The sequence below is a fragment of the Aminobacter sp. LjRoot7 genome, from assembly GCF_964252895.1.
Classification (GTDB): domain Bacteria; phylum Pseudomonadota; class Alphaproteobacteria; order Rhizobiales; family Rhizobiaceae; genus Aminobacter; species Aminobacter aminovorans_B.
Window position 1 is genome coordinate 765,866 of record NZ_CAXUPX020000001.1, and the last position, 18,444, is coordinate 784,309.

The 18,444-nt window shown below is 65.1% G+C and carries 15 protein-coding genes and 1 riboswitch; of the genes, 9 read left to right on the forward strand and 6 right to left on the reverse strand.

Annotated elements, in window-relative coordinates; translation table 11 throughout:
- Positions 1-13 precede the first annotated feature (13 nt).
- Both ACSQ3E_RS03745 and ACSQ3E_RS03750 read right to left on the reverse strand, forming a co-directional pair.
- A complete protein-coding gene (locus tag ACSQ3E_RS03745) occupies positions 14-781 on the reverse strand; it encodes an isocitrate lyase/PEP mutase family protein (protein WP_436121659.1) in 768 nt (255 codons plus the stop codon).
- Positions 782-1,065: 284 nt separating this feature from the next.
- On the reverse strand, positions 1,066-1,518 hold the full coding sequence (locus tag ACSQ3E_RS03750; protein WP_436121660.1) for a MarR family winged helix-turn-helix transcriptional regulator: 453 nt from the start codon (positions 1,516-1,518) through the stop codon (positions 1,066-1,068).
- Between the two features lie 179 nt (positions 1,519-1,697).
- Between ACSQ3E_RS03750 and ACSQ3E_RS03755 the strand changes: the two genes are divergently transcribed.
- Positions 1,698-4,130: a membrane-bound PQQ-dependent dehydrogenase, glucose/quinate/shikimate family gene (locus ACSQ3E_RS03755; RefSeq protein WP_436121661.1), complete on the forward strand. Its 2,433-nt coding sequence runs from the start codon at positions 1,698-1,700 to the stop codon at positions 4,128-4,130.
- Positions 4,131-4,178: 48 nt separating this feature from the next.
- Here the strand turns inward: ACSQ3E_RS03755 and ACSQ3E_RS03760 are convergent, their stop codons facing one another.
- Positions 4,179-5,084 carry a DMT family transporter gene (locus ACSQ3E_RS03760; protein ID WP_436121662.1) on the reverse strand — a complete coding sequence of 302 codons (906 nt, stop codon included), beginning with the start codon at positions 5,082-5,084 and terminating at the stop codon, positions 4,179-4,181.
- 97 nt (positions 5,085-5,181) lie between these two features.
- On the opposite strand from ACSQ3E_RS03760, the gene ACSQ3E_RS03765 reads away from it, so the two are divergent.
- From ACSQ3E_RS03765 to ACSQ3E_RS03800, 8 genes are all read left to right on the forward strand, one after another.
- Positions 5,182-6,039 carry a LysR substrate-binding domain-containing protein gene (locus tag ACSQ3E_RS03765; protein ID WP_436121663.1) on the forward strand — a complete coding sequence of 286 codons (858 nt, stop codon included), beginning with the start codon at positions 5,182-5,184 and terminating at the stop codon, positions 6,037-6,039.
- Positions 6,040-6,172: 133 nt separating this feature from the next.
- Positions 6,173-7,339 (forward strand): MFS transporter, encoded by a 1,167-nt coding sequence (locus ACSQ3E_RS03770; RefSeq protein ID WP_436121664.1) that lies wholly within the window; start codon positions 6,173-6,175, stop codon positions 7,337-7,339.
- 32 nt (positions 7,340-7,371) lie between these two features.
- Positions 7,372-7,583, forward strand: a riboswitch (cobalamin riboswitch).
- Between the two features lie 108 nt (positions 7,584-7,691).
- Complete coding sequence (locus ACSQ3E_RS03775; RefSeq protein ID WP_436121665.1) at positions 7,692-8,507, forward strand: ABC transporter ATP-binding protein; 816 nt, start codon at positions 7,692-7,694, stop codon at positions 8,505-8,507.
- Between the two features lie 19 nt (positions 8,508-8,526).
- Complete coding sequence (locus ACSQ3E_RS03780; protein WP_436121666.1) at positions 8,527-9,471, forward strand: ABC transporter substrate-binding protein; 945 nt, start codon at positions 8,527-8,529, stop codon at positions 9,469-9,471.
- A gap of 99 nt (positions 9,472-9,570) precedes the next feature.
- Complete coding sequence (locus ACSQ3E_RS03785; RefSeq protein ID WP_436121969.1) at positions 9,571-10,533, forward strand: FecCD family ABC transporter permease; 963 nt, start codon at positions 9,571-9,573, stop codon at positions 10,531-10,533.
- 243 nt (positions 10,534-10,776) lie between these two features.
- Positions 10,777-12,966 carry an anthranilate synthase gene (locus ACSQ3E_RS03790; RefSeq protein ID WP_436121667.1) on the forward strand — a complete coding sequence of 730 codons (2,190 nt, stop codon included), beginning with the start codon at positions 10,777-10,779 and terminating at the stop codon, positions 12,964-12,966.
- Between the two features lie 68 nt (positions 12,967-13,034).
- Positions 13,035-13,991 (forward strand): cation diffusion facilitator family transporter, encoded by a 957-nt coding sequence (locus tag ACSQ3E_RS03795; protein ID WP_436121668.1) that lies wholly within the window; start codon positions 13,035-13,037, stop codon positions 13,989-13,991.
- A 123-nt stretch (positions 13,992-14,114) separates the two neighbouring features.
- Complete coding sequence (locus ACSQ3E_RS03800) at positions 14,115-14,420, forward strand: putative quinol monooxygenase (protein WP_436121669.1); 306 nt, start codon at positions 14,115-14,117, stop codon at positions 14,418-14,420.
- Positions 14,421-14,432: 12 nt separating this feature from the next.
- Here the strand turns inward: ACSQ3E_RS03800 and ACSQ3E_RS03805 are convergent, their stop codons facing one another.
- From ACSQ3E_RS03805 to ACSQ3E_RS03815, 3 genes are all read right to left on the reverse strand, one after another.
- A complete protein-coding gene (locus ACSQ3E_RS03805; protein WP_436121670.1) occupies positions 14,433-15,638 on the reverse strand; it encodes a ZIP family metal transporter in 1,206 nt (401 codons plus the stop codon).
- The gene (locus ACSQ3E_RS03810) at positions 15,635-16,786 is read right to left on the reverse strand and encodes a multicopper oxidase domain-containing protein (RefSeq protein WP_436121671.1); all 1,152 of its coding nucleotides are present in this window, start codon (positions 16,784-16,786) and stop codon (positions 15,635-15,637) included. The genes ACSQ3E_RS03805 and ACSQ3E_RS03810 overlap by 4 nt, the downstream gene beginning before the upstream one ends.
- A 591-nt stretch (positions 16,787-17,377) precedes the next feature.
- A complete protein-coding gene (locus ACSQ3E_RS03815) occupies positions 17,378-18,364 on the reverse strand; it encodes a Bug family tripartite tricarboxylate transporter substrate binding protein (protein ID WP_436121672.1) in 987 nt (328 codons plus the stop codon).
- Positions 18,365-18,444: the final 80 nt, after the last annotated feature.

The following is an 18,444-nucleotide window of genomic DNA, read 5'->3' on the forward strand; positions in this document are numbered from 1 at the left end:
AACTCTGTTCGGCCTATTCGAAGGCCGCGCGCGCCTTGGCCTCCAGCCACTCGGCCATCTGGCGGTATGGCACCGGACCATAGCTGATGCGGGCGACGCCAAGCTCGGCCAGCTTCGTCTTCGGCGGCACATGGGCGAGCGCGATGATGTTCACGGGCAGCGAGACCGCCTTGCAGAGCTTGCCGATCAGCGCCTCGTTGCCGAGGCCCGGCGCGAAGAAGCCGTGCGCGCCAGCCTTGGCATAGGCCTCGGCGCGTTCGATCGCGGCATCGACCAGCGCGTCATTGTGCTCGTCGGGCTTAGCCTTCAGGAAGATGTCGGTGCGAGCGTTGATGAAGGCCGGAATGCCGGATGCCTTGACGGCATCGGCGGCTGCCGTAATGCGCTTCACCTGGACGGCGATGTCATGCAGGCCGCTGCCGCCGACGATCTGGTCCTCGAAGTTGAAGCCGATCACCCCTTCTGCAAGCGCCCGCGTCACGGTCGCGGCGACCGCCTCGGGCTCGACGCCATAGCCGCCCTCGAGATCCATCGTGACCGGCAGCTCTGTGGCGGCGACGATGCGGCGCATGTTGTAGAGCGCCAGGTCGAGCGGAATCTTCTCGCCATCGGCAAAACCGAAGGCGGCGGCAACCGGCCAGCTGCCCGTGGCAATCGCCTTGGCGCCGGCCTTGGCGACGATGTTGGCGCTACCCGGATCCCAGATGTTGTAGAGAACCACCGGGTCGCCCTTCACATGCAGGGCATGAAAGGCCTTGGCCTTGTCGATCTGGCTGGTCATGGAATCTTGCCTCCTTGGATGAGTGAGGGCCGGAACCTATCAGCGTGAGGCATTCTGGCCATAGCACAGAAGACGGTAAGTGAGTTGCCAGAAACGGGGGTAATCGCTGCTGCCTGCGTTGGAACCATCGCGGCAGCTGTCAGGGCACGGCATGGCGCTGCACGCAATATTTGGCCGAGGCGCAGGGTCTGGACCCCAGATTGGTCAGGGCCACCGCGGCCGTTTCCATGCCGTGACGGACGAGCGGCGGTTACGGTCCCGAGCAGCGGAACGATGTCCAGCCCTCAGCTATCCGAACCCGCCGCAAGCAGCCGCTGCTCCAAGCGCGTGAGCATACCAAGCGCGATCTTTAGTTCCGCTGTGTCCTCGTCGGCCAGGAGCTCGGTACGCAGGCGTTCGAGGATCTGCTCGATCTCTTCGACGCGGCTGCGGCCGGCATCGGTCAGCGACAGGATCTTGGCGCGGCGGTCGCCGGGGTCGCCGCTGCGCGTGATCAGGCCGTCGGCGGCGAGCAGATCGACGATGCGCACCAGCGACGGGCCCTCGAAACCGAGATGGTCGGCGATCACGCCCTGGCGGATGTTGTCGCCCAGCCGCGACAGCGTCAGCAACGGCATGGCGGTGGCATGCGACAAGCCGCAATCGTCGAGCGCGCGGTCCGCCGCATGGCGCCAGAGCCGGGCCACGGAGAGCAGGCTCCTGCCGAAACCGGCGCGGTCGGAAGCGTCGTTGGACATTCAAGAAAGATAACATATTATCTATTAGGATGCGATCAGATTCTCGGCCGGAGCCCGGCCGCGGCGTCTGTGCGGAGATAGAGGCGAGGAGTTCTCCGCAGAGCGCCGACATGACGATCGCGTCCGACGCTGCCCGCCCGGGCGGCTGGTTTTCGGTTCAATCTTCGCGAGACATCGACATGGCAGAACAACAGACATCCAGAGGCAGCGGCGGCTGGCTTCTGGTTCTTTTCGGCCTGCTCATGGTCATCATCGGGGCACCGCTCGTCTATGGCGGCGTCCAACTGATCGGCCTGGGCGGTTCCTGGTACTACGCGCTCGCCGGTCTCGGCGTCATCGCCTCCGGCATCCTCTACATCATGCGCCGCAAGGCCGGCCTCTGGCTCTACGGCCTGGTGTTCGCGGCGACGATCGCCTGGGCGCTGTGGGAATCCGGCCTGGAATTCTGGCCGCTGATCCCGCGCCTCGTGGCGCCTGCCGTGATCGCCATCCCGGCGCTGTTGCTCGCCCCCCTCTTCCCGACAAGCTCCGGCAAACGGGCTCCTTTCGCGCTTGCCGCCCTGCTGGTCGCGGCACTTGCGGCCACCGCCTTTTACGGCTTCACGCCGCATGGCGTGACCCGCAACGCGCTGGCTTCGGCAGAACCTGCCCCTACCGTACCTCCGGCAGCCGCCAGCGCCACCGACTGGCGCCACTATGGCCGCACGCCTGCAGGCACGCGATACGCGCCAATCGACCAGATCAACCGCGACAACGTCGACAAGCTCGAGGTCGCCTGGACCTTCCAGTCGGGCGATGTCCCCGCAGGCACCGCGCAGGACCAGAGCACGCCGCTTTTCGTCAACGACACGCTCTACACCTGCTCGCCCAACAACATCGTCCATGCGCTGAATCCGGATACGGGCGAAGTGAAGTGGAAGTTCGACCCCAAGGCCAAGTCGCCGCTGTGGCAGCGCTGCCGAGGCGTCAGCTACTATGAGCCGGGCACGACGCCGGCCGAGGCCAACGCAGCCCCCGCCGACCCGCTGGCGCCGGCAAGCGTCATTGCCGCGACGCCTGATATGCCAGCCGCTGCACCCAATGCCTGCGCTGCCCGCATCGTCATGACCACCATCGACGCCCGCCTGATCCAGCTCGACGCCAAGACCGGCGAGCTTTGCCAGGATTTTGGCAATGGCGGCATCGTCGATCTCAAGAGCGGCATGGGCGAGATAAAGGACGGCTTCTACTTCCAGACCTCGGCCCCCACAGTGGCGCGTGACCTGATCATGGTCGGCGGCTGGGTGTGGGACAATGTCGAGACTGGCGAGCCCTCCGGCGCCGTGCGCGCGTTTTCGGCTCGCACCGGCGAGCTGGTCTGGGCCTGGGATCTCGGCAATCCTGCGATCACCAAGCTGCCGCCGGAAGGCGAAAGCTACACGCGCGGCACGCCCAACGTCTGGTCGACGCCGGCCTATGACGAAGCGCTTGGCCTCGTCTACCTGCCGACCGGCAACGCGACGCCCGACTTCTTCGGTGCGCACCGCTCAAAGGCAGCCGAGGACTACACCGCCTCGGTCGTCGCCCTCGACATCGCCACCGGCAGCGAGCGCTGGAAGTTCCAGACGGTGCATCACGACATCTGGGACTACGACGTTCCCGCCCAGCCGGCGCTCTACGACGTGCCGGATGGCAAGGGTGGCACCGTTCCGGCGCTGATCCAGATCACCAAACGCGGGCAGATCTTCATGCTCGACCGCCGCGACGGCAAGCCGATCGCCGAGGTCGAGGAGCGCGCGGTGCCACAGACCGGCGGCGTACCGGAGGACTTCCTGTCGCCGACGCAGCCCTATTCGGTCGGCATGCCGGCGATCGGCGCTGAGCCCTTCACCGAGGCCAAAATGTGGGGTGCGACGCCCTACGATCAGCTCTACTGCCGCATCGAGTTCAAGAAGATGCGCTACGAGGGCGAATTCACGCCTCCCGGCCTGACCCGCTCGATCATCTATCCCGGCTATTATGGCGGCATGAACTGGGGCAGTGCAGCGATTGATGAGGCCCGAGGCCTTCTGATCGTCAACGACATCCGCATGCCGCAGTTCGCGCAGCTGATGCCGCGCGAGGAGACCGACAACTATGGCGGCTCGGCAGCCCATGACGGCCTGTCGCAGCAGAAGGGCACGCCTTATGGCGCCATGAAGAACGGCTTCATGTCGCCTCTCGGCGTTCCCTGCCACCAGCCGCCTTACGGCACCTTCACCGGCATCGACCTGAAGACCCGCCAGATCGTCTGGCAGGTTCCGGCCGGCACGCTGGAGGACACCGGTCCGCTCGGCATGAAGACGGGCCTGCAGATCCCGATCGGCATGCCGACGCTCGGCGGTCCCATCGCCACCTCCGGCGGTCTCGTCTTCTACGCCGGCACGCAGGACTATTATCTGCGCGCCCTCGACGTCACTACCGGTGAGGAGCTGTGGAAGGGTCGCTTGCCTGTCGGCGCCCAGTCGACGCCGATGACCTTCGTCTCGCACGAAAGCGGGACGCAATATGTGGTCATCTCCGCCGGCGGTGCGCGCCAGTCGCCCGATCGCGGCGACTACATCGTCGCCTACAGGCTGCCCAAGCAGAACTAGGTTCTCAGGGTATCGACACCAGAAGGGGCGCCTCGGGCGCCCCTTTTTTCATTCCTGGCCGGCGAAGGCGGCGGAGCCGCGCCGCATCGGCAACCGCCAGCCGAGCCGTACGCCGAGGGTGGCGACCGCGATCAGGACCATGCCAACGCCCTGGGCGATGCCGATGGGGTGGCCGTAGACGGCCCAGTCGATGATGATGGCGACGACGGGATAGATGAAGGTGAGCACGCCGATAACAGGCGTCGTCAGCCTAGGATAGGACGAGAACATCATCACATAGGCGATGCCGGTGTGCAGCACGCCGATGCCGACAAGCCAGCCCCAGGACGTCAGCGCAATTGGATCGGAAAAGTTGGCGAAGGGCGCCAGCATGACCACGCCGACCGTTGTCTGGCACAGCACCGTTATCTCCGGCCGCTGCTCGCCCAAGCCCTTGGCCAGGATCGTCACCACCGCGTAGAGAAAGGCGCCGCCAAGCGCCATGGCGATGCCGATCATCCAGGTGGTCGTGACCGGATTGTCGGAGACGATGAGGCCGCTGGCCAGCACGACGCCGAAGAAGGCAGCCGCCATCCAGGCGACCTGGTCGGCGGTGATGCGCTCCTTGAGGAACAGGACGCCGATCAGCACCACGAAGAACGGCTGGATGTGGTAGACGATGGTCATCACCGCAATCGAGGTCTTGGCGAAACCGGCGAAGAAGGCCGTCCAGCTCAGCACCATGCAGACGCCACAAAGCGCCGCGCGCGCCAGGCGGCCCCAAGACAGCAAGCTGTCAGGAAGATAACCACGCACGAGGCACCAGACGCCGAGGAACAGCGAGCCGAACAGGCAGCGCCAGAACACCGTCGTGACGGGATCCACGCCCGCCTCGGTGACGAAGGCGCCGACTGTGCCGGCGATCGCCATGGCGATTGCGAGGTTGAGGGCGGGAAAGCGGGAGGCGTTGGTCATGCGCGTCATCCGGTGGCGATGGCCAAGCAAGCTCCGATTGACGAATTCATTCAAACGAATAGATTTGGCGAACCCTATTCGAAATGCTGATACCGCCATGGCGATGCCGCTCGACCTCGACCTGCTCAGGACCTTCGTCGCCGTTGCCGACAGCGGCAGCTTTTCCAATGCCGCGGCGCGCGTCGGCCGCAGCCAGTCGGCCATCAGCATGCAGATGCAGCGGCTGGAGCAGACCGTCGGCAAGAAGCTATTGGTGCGTGGGCCGAAGGCCGTGACCACCAACGCCATCGGCGAGGAGCTTCTGGTCTATTCCAGGCGGTTGCTGAAACTGTCCGACGAAGCCTGGGCCAGCGTCACCCGGCCCGAGGAAGCCGGCAGCGTGCGGCTCGGCGTGCCGGACGACTATGCCGCCTTCCTGCTGCCGACGGTGCTGTCGCGCTTCGCTGCCGCCCACCCTCTGGTGACGGTGGAGTTGATCTGCGAACAGTCGACCTCGCTGGTGAAGACCTTCGCCGACGGCAAGCTCGACCTCGCCATCATCACCCGGGGACCGGAGCAAGCGGTCGAGGTGCTGCAGCGCGAACGGCTCGTTTGGGTCGCCTCGCCCAACCACGTCGCCTGGGAGATCGATCCGCTGCCCGTCGCGCTGTTCGAACCGGGCTGCGTCGCGCGCAAGAGCGTGCTGCAGGTGCTGGGTGCCGCCGACCGGTCGTTTCGTTGCACCTATTCCAGCGCCAGCCTGCTCGGGCTGGTCGCCGTGGTCCAGGCGGGTCTTGCGGTCGCCGGCCTTGCCCAGCGCAGCGTGCCGTCCGGCCTGCGTGTCATTGGCGAAGCCGAGGGCCTGCCGCCTTTGCCGGAAATGGAAATCGGCATCCTGCGCAATCCGCAGACAGCCAATTCGGCGGTCGACAGGCTCTACGAGTTCCTCCGGCGCGACCTCACCCAGCAGTCCTGATCGCCACCGCTTGCGCCTAACGTATGCCTGCCATGCGCCCTGTGCATTGCTGCAATGCATCAACGTCGCTTGTGCCGTGACAGACATGAGGAAAATGTAGATCTAAATCGTTTCAGCTCCCCCGAGTCCGCTCATGCCCTTGCCGATCCTCGCTCTGGCCGTTGCATCCTTTTGCATCGGCACCACCGAATTCGTGATCATGGGCCTGTTGCCTGAGGTCGCTGCCGACCTCGGCGTGTCGATCCCGGCCGCAGGTCTTCTGGTCACCGGCTACGCGCTCGGCGTCGTCATCGGCGCTCCGATCATCGCGGTGGGCACGGCGAAACTGCCGCGCAAGCCGGTGCTGATCGGGCTCGCCATGATGTTCGTGCTCGGCAACCTGCTCTGCGCCATCGCCCCCACCTACTGGACGCTGATGATCGCCCGCGTCATCACCGCCTTCGGCCACGGCGCCTTTTTCGGCATCGGCTCGGTGGTGGCGGCAAGCCTGGTGCCGGCCAACAAGCGCGCCAGCGCCATTGCCCTGATGTTTGCCGGTCTGACGCTTGCCAATATCCTCGGTGTACCAGGTGGCACGGCTCTCGGCGAAGCCTATGGCTGGCGCGCGACCTTCTTTGCCGTCGTCGTCATCGGCCTGCTTTCGGTCGTAGCCATCGCCTTCCTCGTGCCGGCGGGCGTCGCCCCTCCAGGCAAGGGCGGCGTCGCGGGCGAGGTCAAGGTGCTGGGCAAGCTGCAGGTGTGGCTTGCCATGATCATCTCGGCGCTGGCCTCCGGCAGCCTGTTTGCCGTCTTCACCTACATCAAGCCGATCCTGACCGACGTCAGCGGCCTCTCGGTCGAATCGGTCACCTGGGTGCTGCTGCTATTCGGCGGCGGCATGACCATCGGCAACATTATTGGCGGCAAGCTGGCCGACTGGAAGCTGATGCCCACAGCCATCGGCGCGCTGGTGGTGATGGCGGCGATCCACGTCGCCTTCGCCGAGCTCAGCTACTCCGCGCCCGCCGCGATCCTGCTCGTCTTCATGTGGGGCGTCATCACCTTCGTCATCGTGCCGCCGATGCAGATGCGGGTCGTCGAGACCGCCTCGGAGGCGCCGAACCTCGCCGCAACGCTCAACCAGGGCGCCTTCAACGCCGGCAACGCTGCCGGCGCCTGGGCCGGTGGTGCCGCGATCTCGATGGGCGTGAGTTATGCCGACCTGCCCTTCGTCGGTGCGGCCATCGCACTGTCCGCCTTCGGCGTCGCGCTGTTTTCCTTCGCGCTCGACCGGCGTGACGCAATTCAGCAGGCGGCATGACGCTTTAGCGATTGTCAGCAACCCGTCGCTACTGTAGCCACGACAGCGATGGTTCCTGCTGCCTGACTCGGGCACGGGATTAAATGGGAACACGGTGAGACGTCGCTTTGACGCGAAACCGTGGCTGCCCCCGCAACTGTGAGCGGATAGCAAATCGGAAACACGCCACTGGCCATTAGGCCGGGAAGGCTCCGAGGCGCGATCACCCGCAAGCCAGGAGACCTGCCATCATCCGATTAACTCAACCGGCCGGGGTGTGCCGCGGAGATGATGATGGTTGCGACTGCCTTTTTCGGTACCGGCGCGCTCACCGGATCGTTCTGCCACCTCCGCCCGATCGCGGAGACAGGGCATGCTCGATCGCGTCTACGCCGCTAGCCGCCTCGTAGGCACCACCCCGGCACTGCTCGAACTCGAAGGCGTCAGCTGGGGCCCGCGCGTCTCGCAGCGCATTCTCGAGCCGGTGAGCCTTGCGGTTGCCCCAGGCGAATTGCTCGCCATCGTCGGCCCCAACGGTGCCGGCAAGTCGAGCCTGTTGCGCTGCCTCTACCGCTACCACAAGCCGACGACGGGCACCGTCCGCCTCGACGGCACCGACATCTGGAAGATGAAGCCGCGCGACTGCGCCCGCCGCATCGCCACAGTGCTGCAGGAAAGCGCCTCCGACTTCGGCCTGACCGTCGCCGAGATCATCGAGCTGGGCCTGACCCCGCATGTCACGAGCTTCGGCACCAGCGACGACGACTACGACCAGGTCGAGGCGGCCCTTGCCCTGCTCGGCCTCACCGCACTCGCCGCGCGCGACTTCGGCTCGCTGTCAGGCGGCGAGAAGCAGCGGGTAATGATTGCGCGGGCGCTGGTTCAGAAGCCGGACCTTCTGATCCTCGACGAGCCGACGAACCACCTCGACATCCGCCACCAGCTCGAGGTGCTGGAGCTGCTTGGCAATCTCGGCTGCACCGTCATCGTCTCGCTGCACGACCTGGCGCTCGCCTCGGCCCATGCCGACCGCGTGCTGGTGATGGACGCCGGCCGCGCCATCGCCTGCGGTGCGCCCGCCGACATCCTGACGCCCGATCGCATCCGCGACAGCTTTTCCGTCGGTGCCACCCTCGACGACCATCCCATCACCGGCCGCCCGCGCTTTTCCTTTCACCTCGAACGCTGACAGAAACCAAGGAGCCTCCATGCGCCTGCCCATCATCGCCGCCGCCCTGCTCGCCACCTGCGCCTCATCAATGACCAGCGGCTTCCCCGTCACCATCAAGAGCTGCAACCGCGACGTGACCTTCGAGGCAGCGCCCAAGCGCGCCGTCTCGCACGACGTCAACCTGACCGAGATGATGCTGGCGCTCGGCCTCGCCGACCACATGGCCGGCTATTCCGGCGTCTCCGGCTGGAAGACGCTGAGCGAGGAGCTGCGCAAGGGCGTCGGCGAACTGCCCGAACTCGCCCCGCAATACGTCACCAAGGAAGTGCTGCTCGGCGCCGACACCGACCTGTTCTTCGCCGGCTGGAACTATGGCATGAAGGTCGGCGGCGACGTCACCCCCGAGACGCTCGCGCCCTTCAAGATCGCGGTCTACGAGCTGACCGAGAGCTGCATCCACATCATGAAGAAGGACAAGTCGTCGCTTCAGGACATGTACGCCGACCTGCTCAATCTCGGCGCGATTTTTGGCGTGCGCGAAAAGGCCGAGGCGCTGGTGTCAGGTTACGAGAAGGAGCTAGCCGACTTCCAGGCGTCGCTGCCCAAGCTCGACAAGCCGGTCAGCGTGTTCCTCTACGATTCAGGCGAGCAAAAGCCCTTCACCGCCGGCCGCTACGCTATGCCGACCGCGATCATCGAGGCTGCAGGCGGCAAGAACATCGTCGACGACGTCGAGTCGAGCTGGGTCGAGATCGGCTGGGAGCCCGTCATCGAGCGCAATCCCGACATGGTGGTGATCGTCAATTACGGCGAGGTGACTGCAGAGCAGAAGATCGAGTTCATGCGCACCAACCCGGCCTTCAAGGACATAGAGGCGGTGAAGAACAACCGCTTCTTCGTGCTCGAATATAATGAGGCGACGCCGGGACCGCGCAACATCGCGGCCATCAAGCGGCTGGCCGCCGCGATGCGGGCCGACTGATCCGTGTCGCACCGCCACCTCGTCGCCGGGCCAAGGCACGTCCTCATCCACGCCTTGCCGGCCCTGATCCCGGGGCTGGCCGTGGTGCTCGTCGTCAGCATGATCATCGCCGTCGGCGTCGGCCCGGTCGCGATCCCGCTCGAGACCGTATGGGGCGTGATCGCCAACAAGCTGATACCGGGAAGCGTCGAGGCGGCCTGGTCGAGCGGCCGCGAGAACATCGTCTGGGACGTGCGCGCGCCGCGCGTCATCCTGGGCGCCGTGGTCGGCGCCTCGCTGGCGCTGGTGGGCGGCGCCTTGCAGTCGGTGACGCGCAACCCGCTCGCCGATCCGCACCTGCTCGGCATCTCGTCGGGCGCGGCCTTTGGCGCAATCATGGCGCTGATCCATTCCGGCATGGTGCTCGGCACCATCACTGTGCCGGTCTTCGCCTTTGCCGGCGCGCTGGCGGCGACGGCGCTGGTGCTCGCAATCGCCAACCTTGCGCGGGCGCAATCGGCCGGCCAACTGATCCTCGCCGGCGTCGCAGTGAGCTTCATCATCTCGGCCGCCGGAAACCTTTTGATCTTCATCGGCGATCCCAAGGCAGCGCATGTGGCTATTTTCTGGATGCTCGGCGGCCTCGGCCTCGCGCAGTGGAGCCACCTGCCCTATCCACTGGCAGCCCTTTTGCTCTGCGGCGTCTGGCTGATGACGCAGACGCGCAACCTCAACGCCATGACGCTGGGCGACGAAAGTGCAACCGCGCTCGGCATTCCGGCACAGCGCTTCCGGCTCAAGGTCTTCGTCGTCTGCGCGCTTCTGACTGGCTGCGCCGTTGCTTACTCGGGTGTCATCGCCTTTGTCGGACTGATGATCCCGCACATCGTGCGCTTCTTCGTCGGCGGCGACTATCGCCGGGTGCTGCCTTTGTCGGCGCTTGTCGGCGCCATCTTCCTGATCGCCGCCGACATGGCGGCGCGGACGGTGGTGCCACCGCAGGACATGCCGCTCGGCATCGTCACCGGACTGATCGGCGGCATCGCTTTCGTCGTCCTGATGCGGCGGCGGACAACAAATTGAGGGTCAGTTGGTAATGCAATGCAAGACGACGCAAATCCGGTTGCACGGCCCGGAATTCGCCGCTATTCATTCCGCCATGAACACGACTTCGCTCCAGAATATTTGGTGGCGGGCCAGCTGACAGCGGCCTCTTGAAGCGCGTGCGCGTGAAAATTGTGATGGCCGCAACGGGATTTCCGGGCGGCCATTTGCTTTTTTCGAACCAGGCTCCGGACGCTCCCACTGCAAGAGATGGAGACGGGAATGACGTTGGAATTGCTTGAAAACGGCGCCGAGCGCTACGTGACGTCAGGCGGGGTGTCGATCACCCGGCAGCGCCACGAAACCGCCTATCACGGCGCGATCGAGACCTATCTCGACGGGCTCAACAGCCGGCGCGGCGCGGTGTTTTCCTCCAACTACGAATATCCCGGCCGCTACACGCGATGGGACACCGCCATCATCGACCCGCCGGTCGTGATCTCGGCGCGCGGACGCTCGATGAAGATCGAAGCGCTGAACGGCCGCGGCGAGGTGCTGTTGCCGGTCATCCGCGCAGTGCTCGCGCCACTCGAAGAGCTGACGATCACAGAGACGACCAAGCGCCTGATCGCACTCGAAATCGCAAGACCCGGCCGCGTCTTCACCGAGGAGGAGCGTTCGCGCGTGCCTTCGGTGTTCACCGTGCTGCGAGCCGTCACCGCCTTGTTCAAGTCGGACGAAGACAGCAATCTCGGCCTCTACGGCGCCTTCGGCTACGACCTCGCCTTCCAGTTCGACCCGGTCGAGCACAAGCTCGAGCGCAAGCAGAGCCAGCGCGACCTGGTGCTGTTCCTGCCCGACGAGATCCTGGTCGTCGACCACTATTCGGCCAAGGCCTGGCACGACCGCTACGACTATTCCGGCGCAGGCTTTTCGACCGATGGCATCGCCCGCGACAGCGTCGAGGAGCCGTTCAGGCCTTCCGACCGCATTCCGCCGCGCGCCGACCACGAACCAGGCGAATATGCCCAATTGGTGCGCCGGGCGATGGACAGCTTCAAGCGCGGCGACCTGTTCGAGGTCGTGCCCGGCCAGATGTTCTACGAGCGCTGCGAGACGGCACCTTCGGAGATTTCGCGCCGGCTGAAGGCGATCAACCCCTCGCCCTATTCGTTCTTCATCAATCTCGGCGAAGGCGAGTACCTGATCGGCGCGTCGCCGGAGATGTTCGTGCGCGTCAACGGCCGCCGCGTCGAGACCTGCCCTATCTCCGGCACCATCAAGCGCGGCGACGACGCCATCTCGGACAGTGAGCAGATCCTGAAGCTGCTCAACTCGAAGAAGGACGAGTCCGAGCTCACCATGTGCTCCGACGTCGACCGCAACGACAAATCCCGCGTCTGCGAACCGGGCACTGTGCGCGTCATCGGCCGCCGCCAGATCGAGATGTATTCGCGGCTGATCCACACCGTCGACCACATCGAGGGCCGCCTGCGCGAGGGCATGGACGCCTTTGACGCCTTCCTCAGCCACGCCTGGGCGGTGACGGTCACCGGTGCGCCCAAGCTCTGGGCAATGCGTTTCATCGAGCAGAACGAGAAGAGCCCTCGCGCCTGGTATGGCGGGGCGATCGGCATGGTCCATTTCAACGGTGACCTGAACACCGGCATGACGTTGCGCACCATCCGCATCCAGGACGGCATCGGCGAGGTGCGCGCGGGCGCCACCCTGCTCTACGATTCCGTTCCCGAGGAAGAAGAAGCCGAAACCGAACTGAAGGCCTCAGCCATGCTTTCCGCCATCCGCGACGCCAAGACCGGCAACGCTCCCGGCACCGAGCGCGCCACCGCGCGCGTCGGCGAGGGGGTCAAGATCCTGCTCGTTGACCACGAGGACTCCTTCGTCCACACGCTGGCCAACTACTTCCGCCAGACCGGCGCCGACGTCTCCACCGTGCGTTCGCCGGTGCCGGAAGAGATCTTCGACCGGATCAAGCCCGATCTCGTGGTGCTGTCGCCCGGCCCCGGCACGCCGAAGGATTTCGACACGGCGGCGACGATCAAGAAATCCAGGGACCGCGACCTGCCGATCTTCGGCGTTTGCCTCGGCCTGCAGGCGCTGGCCGAGGCCTATGGCGGCGAATTGCGCCAGCTGGCGGTGCCGATGCACGGCAAGCCGTCGCGCATCCGCATCTCCAAGCCAGGCATCGTCTTTTCCGGCCTGCCAAAGGAAGTGACAGTCGGCCGCTACCACTCGATCTTCGCCGATCCGGTGCGCTTGCCGAGCGATTTCGTCGTCACGGCGGAGACCGAGGACGGTGTGATCATGGCGTTTGAGCACAAGAAAGAACCAATAGCGGCGGTGCAATTCCATCCCGAATCGATCATGACGCTCGGCCACGACGCCGGCATGCGCATGATCGAGAACGTGGTTGCCCACATGCCGCGCAAGGCCAAGGACAAGGCGGCCTAGCCAACATCGACAACCCTCCCTCTCGCGGCCGCCTGGCCGCGGGCGGCACCAGTCATCAAAGCGAGATCATGGTCCAGACCGAAACGCAGGGATCGTCAGCTAGCGGCAGCCAGCCGACATCGGCCAAGAAGCGCGTCGCGAGACTGGCCTTCTGGTCGATCATCATCGGCGCCGCCGTGATGGGACTGAAATTCGTCGCCTGGTGGCTGACGGGTTCGGTGGCACTTTATTCCGACGCGCTGGAATCGATCGTCAACGTCGTCGCCGCCATGGCCGCCTTCTGGGCGATCAAGGTCAGCCACAAGCCGGCCGACCTCGACCACCAGCACGGCCACCACAAGGCCGAGTATTTCTCGGCGGTGCTCGAAGGCGTGCTGATCATCGTCGCGGCACTGCTGATCCTGTTCGAGGTCTGGCGCAGCTGGGGCGTGCCGATGAATGCCGACGAGCCATGGCTCGGCCTCGGCATCAACGGCGTTGCCGCCGTCATCAACGCCTTCTGGGCCACCATGCTGATCCGCGTCGGCCGCGCCGAACGCTCGCCCGCCATGGTCGCCGACGGTCACCACATCATGACAGACGTGGTGACGTCGGCCGGCGTGCTGGTCGGCCTCGTCGGCGCCATCGCCACCGGCTGGACGATCCTCGACCCGGTGCTCGCCGTCATCGTTGCGCTCAACATCCTTTGGCAGGGCTGGCACGTCATGAGTTCGTCGATGAACGGCCTGATGGACCGTGCCGTCGAGCTCGAAGAGCACATGCGCATCCGCGACATCATCTCGGCCAACTCCAAGGGCGCGATCGAGGTGCACGACCTCAAGACCCGCATCGCAGGCCGCGCCACCTTCATCGAGTTCCATCTTGTCGTCGACGCCGACATGAGCGTCGGCGAAAGCCACGTCATCTGCGACCGCATCGAGGATGCGCTGAAGGAGGAAATTCCCTCCGTGCGGGTTATCATCCATGTCGAGCCCGATGACGAAGCCAAGCTGCCCAAGGGCACGGTGGCGGTTCCTTTCGCCTGAACCGGCGGTCAGCCTTCGCGTTTGTCAGGATAATGTCGGCATCGGTGCCGAAACAGAGGGCTGCCTCTGGACATCCGCCGTCGCCGCAAGCTCTATCCAGCCAGCGGACGAGGAGATGCGAACATGTTCGGTCTGATAGGCAAGATGCGCGCGCAAGCCGGCAAACGCGATGAACTGCTGGCCATTCTTCTCGGCAGCTCCAGCGCCATGCCGGGATGCCTGAGCTATGTCATCGCCAAGGATCCCGCCGACGTCGACGCGATCTGGATCACCGAAGTCTGGGACAACCGCGACAGCCACAAGGCTTCGTTGCAGCTGCCCGAGGTCCAGGCAGCGATCAAGCAGGCGATGCCGATCATCGCCGGCTTCGACACCAGCATCGAGACCGAGCCGGTCGGCGGCTTCGGTCTGGACGCAGCCGGACGCTAGACCCTTACCAGGCTAGATCTTCACCAGCATCGCGGTGAGGTACATGAAGCCAGCACCGGCAGCGAGACCGGACATGACGGCCGGGCTGAACAGGCGATTGCCGTCGGGACCTTCGCGGCGGCGCATCATGGCGGTGACCTCGACGATGACCTGAAGGATGGCACCGGCTCCGATGGCAAGCGCCAGCGCCGACCATTGCGGCGCGAACGCCAGGCTGCCGATCCACAGGCCCAGCACCGCCGGCCCGCCGGCCAGCAGCGTCAACCAGGCAAAGGTCCACAGTGCGATGCGTTCGCGCAGGATGGGGGCTGCAATGCCGATGCCCTCGGTGACGTTGTGCAAGGTGAAGCCGATCACCAGGAAGGTGCCCAGCCCTGCCGCGCCTGCCGCGAAGGCAGCGCCGATCGCCAGACCCTCGCCGAAATTGTGCAGGCCGATGCCGATAGCGATATAGGTGGCGAGCGCCAGGCCCTTTGGCGCGCCGTTGCGCCGGCCGATGCCCATCAGGATCAGGAAGCTCGCAGCGGCCGCCAGCACCACCATGGCGTTGCCCTGGAACACCGCCGCCGATTCCGCCGCAAGCTCGAAGGCGTCGCCGATGGCATCGACCATCAGGAAGGCGAGCAGGCCGACGGTCACGGCAAGCAGGAAGTTCATGCCGTTGCGGCCGACGCCGCGCAAGGCGGGGTAGAACATCAGGCCGATCGCCACCGGCACGATGCCTACGAAGATGCCGAGGATCGCCTGCGACAGCAGGCTGGAGCTGGTGGCGACCGGTGTCGCCACCGCGACCGGGATGTCGTGGGCGAAGGTGGCGCCGGTGTTGGTCACCAGGTTGATGGCGTGAGCCTCGCCGAGAACCCAAGGGAACGGCACCTGGATCCAGGCGGAAGCACCTCGCGCCAACGGTCCCGGCGGATCCTGGGTGAACTGCCAGTAGGCGTCGTCGACCTGGACTTGGGCGATGGTCATCGGCTCGGAGCCGCCGGCGCGCACCAGCACGCGAATGCCGTCGCTGCCGAGGATGACGCGCTCGAAGGCGATGTCCTCAACCGGCGGCGTGCCGTTGTTGAAGCGCGCCAGCGGATTTGTCGACACAAGGACCGCAATCGCCACAGCGAAGGCGAGCAACGGCAGGATGATCCACCACAGCGCGCGGCGTGGCGCTGTGGTTCCGGGCAGTTCGGCTTCGGTCTCGGAGATCGGAGCGTCCCTCATGCCACGTCCTCCACGACGTCGAACATGCCGACCCAGCCCAGCTCGGTGAACTCCGACTGGTGCGGGTGGAACATGTAGAGGCCGGACTCATGCTCGGCGAAGGTGAATTCGATGATGCCGCGCTGCGCCTGGCACTGGGTGATCAGGTCGACGGTCTTCAGCGTCGGTGTCAGTGTCGTGCCCTGGTCGAAATAGTCGAAGAAATTGGCATGCAGGTGAAACGAGTTGATCGGGTCGAACTCGACGACGTTGATCAGGTAGATCCGCACCGGCCTGTTCTTGGCGATCCGGATCGGCGTGTTCATGTAGGTGTGGGCTATGGTATTGACGGCATAGAACTCGTTTTCGCCGTCAAAATTGGTGTCGAAGGCATTCATCACCATGACGAATTCCTGCCACTCAGCGTTCTCGGGCGAACCGTAGAGCCGCGAGCGGGCGACGTCGGCCTGCTCGGGATGACGCGCCGGATCGGGATCGATAACGAAGGCGCCATACATGCCCTTGTGGATGTGCCGCTTCAGCGGCAGCGCGTGGCAATGATAGAGATGGCAGCCGAAGGGCTTGGCGTCGAACTCGTAGGTGAATTCCTCGCCGGGATTGATCAGGCCTGCGCCCGGCACGCCGTCCATGCGCGCGGCGTGGATGCCGTGGAAATGCATCGAATGCGGGTGCGAACCGTAGTTTTTGAACACGATGCGCAAGCGCTCGCCTTCGGTGGCGCGCAAGGCCGGGCCGGGCACGCGGCCATTGTAGGTCCAGGCCGGAAACATCACCCCCGGCGCGATCTCGATTTCCTTGTCCTCGGCAACGACCTCGAAGGTCCGGAGCGTGCGCCCGTCAGGAAGGACAGATGTTACGCCGACATCCCAGTCGGTCAGCATCTTGGCCGGGTCGAAGCCGTTGCGCGCACTGTCGACCTCGCCGACGGTGACCATCGCGCCATGCGCACCGCTGTGGCCTGCTGCCTGGGCCGGATAGGCATCGGTGCCCGCGGGCGGCTGGGTGGCCCCTGCCGCATGACCTTCATGTGAGGCCTGCCCTACCGCTGCCGTGACGCCTGCAGCAGTCGCCCCTGCGGTGCAGATACCGCCGGCCAAAACCAGCCTGCGGCTGAGCCGCTCCCCAAACAATGTCGGCACTTCAACCATCCTGAGTCATTTTGCAAATGCGAATGATTTGCATCATGCTCCCGCAATTGACACCGCACAAGCTGAATCTGATTGGCAGCCGAAAGGCCTAAGTGGGCGTGGCGACTCAACAATCCGGCAAAGACGTCGGCGTGACGTCAAGGATATAGCGAGCGATAGCCGAGGCCTTGAGGCGTTGCCTGGCCGGGAAGACTTGATGCGCAGGGGATTGCGGTCGCGCGGGTACGTTCGAGATGCCCGCTGTCACGCGGCAGCGCGGTGAATCAGGATCGCAGAAATTTCGCGCAAACCGCTGAGCGGTTTGTCTATTCGAGGGCAGCGCATCCACGTCGAAGCGATGGCCGCAGTCGGTCGCACCCAGTTCTCGTGCTGACGACGCTGATCCAAGATTGGTGCCATCTCTGGTGTTGGAAACTGCGCAAATTGGCAGGGCGCTGAATATGCAGCCGTGCACCCCATCACCGCCTGCCCTCACCGCAAGATAGAGGACGGGCTGGCCTCAAGCGATCCTCTCGATGGCGTGCCACGGAAGGCATTTGCAAGAACAGTCGGGCGGCGCATCGCGGAGCACGGCGCGCCGCCCGTGCAATGTCAGTCGATCTGGATCTTGGCGTCCTTGACGACAGGCCCCCATTTGGCCAGCTCGGCCTTGACGTGGGCGGCCAGTTCGTCCGGCGTCGAGCCGACGATCTTGGCACTGAAGCCGTTCATCTTCTCGATGACGGCAGGGTCGGTCATCGCCTTGTTGGCCGAGGCATTCAGGCGGTCGACGACCTCCTTTGGCGTGCCGGCGGGCGCAAACAGCGCATTCCAGGTGTAGGTCTCGTAACCCGGCACGCCCGACTCGGCGATCGTCGGCACGTCGGGGAAGGACGGCGCCCGTTCGGCTGTGGTGACGCCCAGCGCCCTCAGCGTACCGCCCTTGATGTGCGAAGACGAGGACGGCAAATTGTCGAACATGATCGGCACCTGGTTGCCGACGACGTCGTTCAGTGCCGGGCCGGCGCCCTTGTAGGGAATATGCTGGATGCTGACGCCGGCCATTGCCTTGAACAGCTCGCCCGACAGATGCAGCGGCGTACCGTTGCCCGACGAGGCATAGGCGTATTTGTCAGGCTCGGCCTTCAGCAGCGCGATCAGTTCCTGCACGTTCTTGACCGGCAACTGCGGGTTGACGACGAGCACGTTGGGCACGACGACAAGCAGCGAAACCGGGGTGAAATCCTTCTCTGGATCATAAGGCTTGGTCTTGAGGATGAGCGGGTTGAGCGCATGCGTGGCAACCGTGCCCATCAGGATGGTGTAGCCGTCCGGTTCGGCGCGCGCGACGCGGTCGGCGCCGATGTTGCCGCCGGCACCGGCAACGTTCTCGACGATGACCTGCTGGCCGAGATCGTCCGACATCTTCTGCGCGATGATGCGGGCAACGACATCAGTCGAGCCGCCGGCGGCAAAGGGCACCACCAACGTCACCGTCCGGTCGGGGAATTGCTGGGCGACTGCCTGCGGCGCCAGCGCCAAAAGCGAAGCAGCCGAAAGCCCAAGCGCCAATGTCATGCGGCGGGTGAATTTCATCATCAGTACGCACCTCCCGTTTGGCGGCGGCACCTCGTTGCCCACCGCGTGGAGCGGCGAGCGTATGAACTTTACCTACGCTG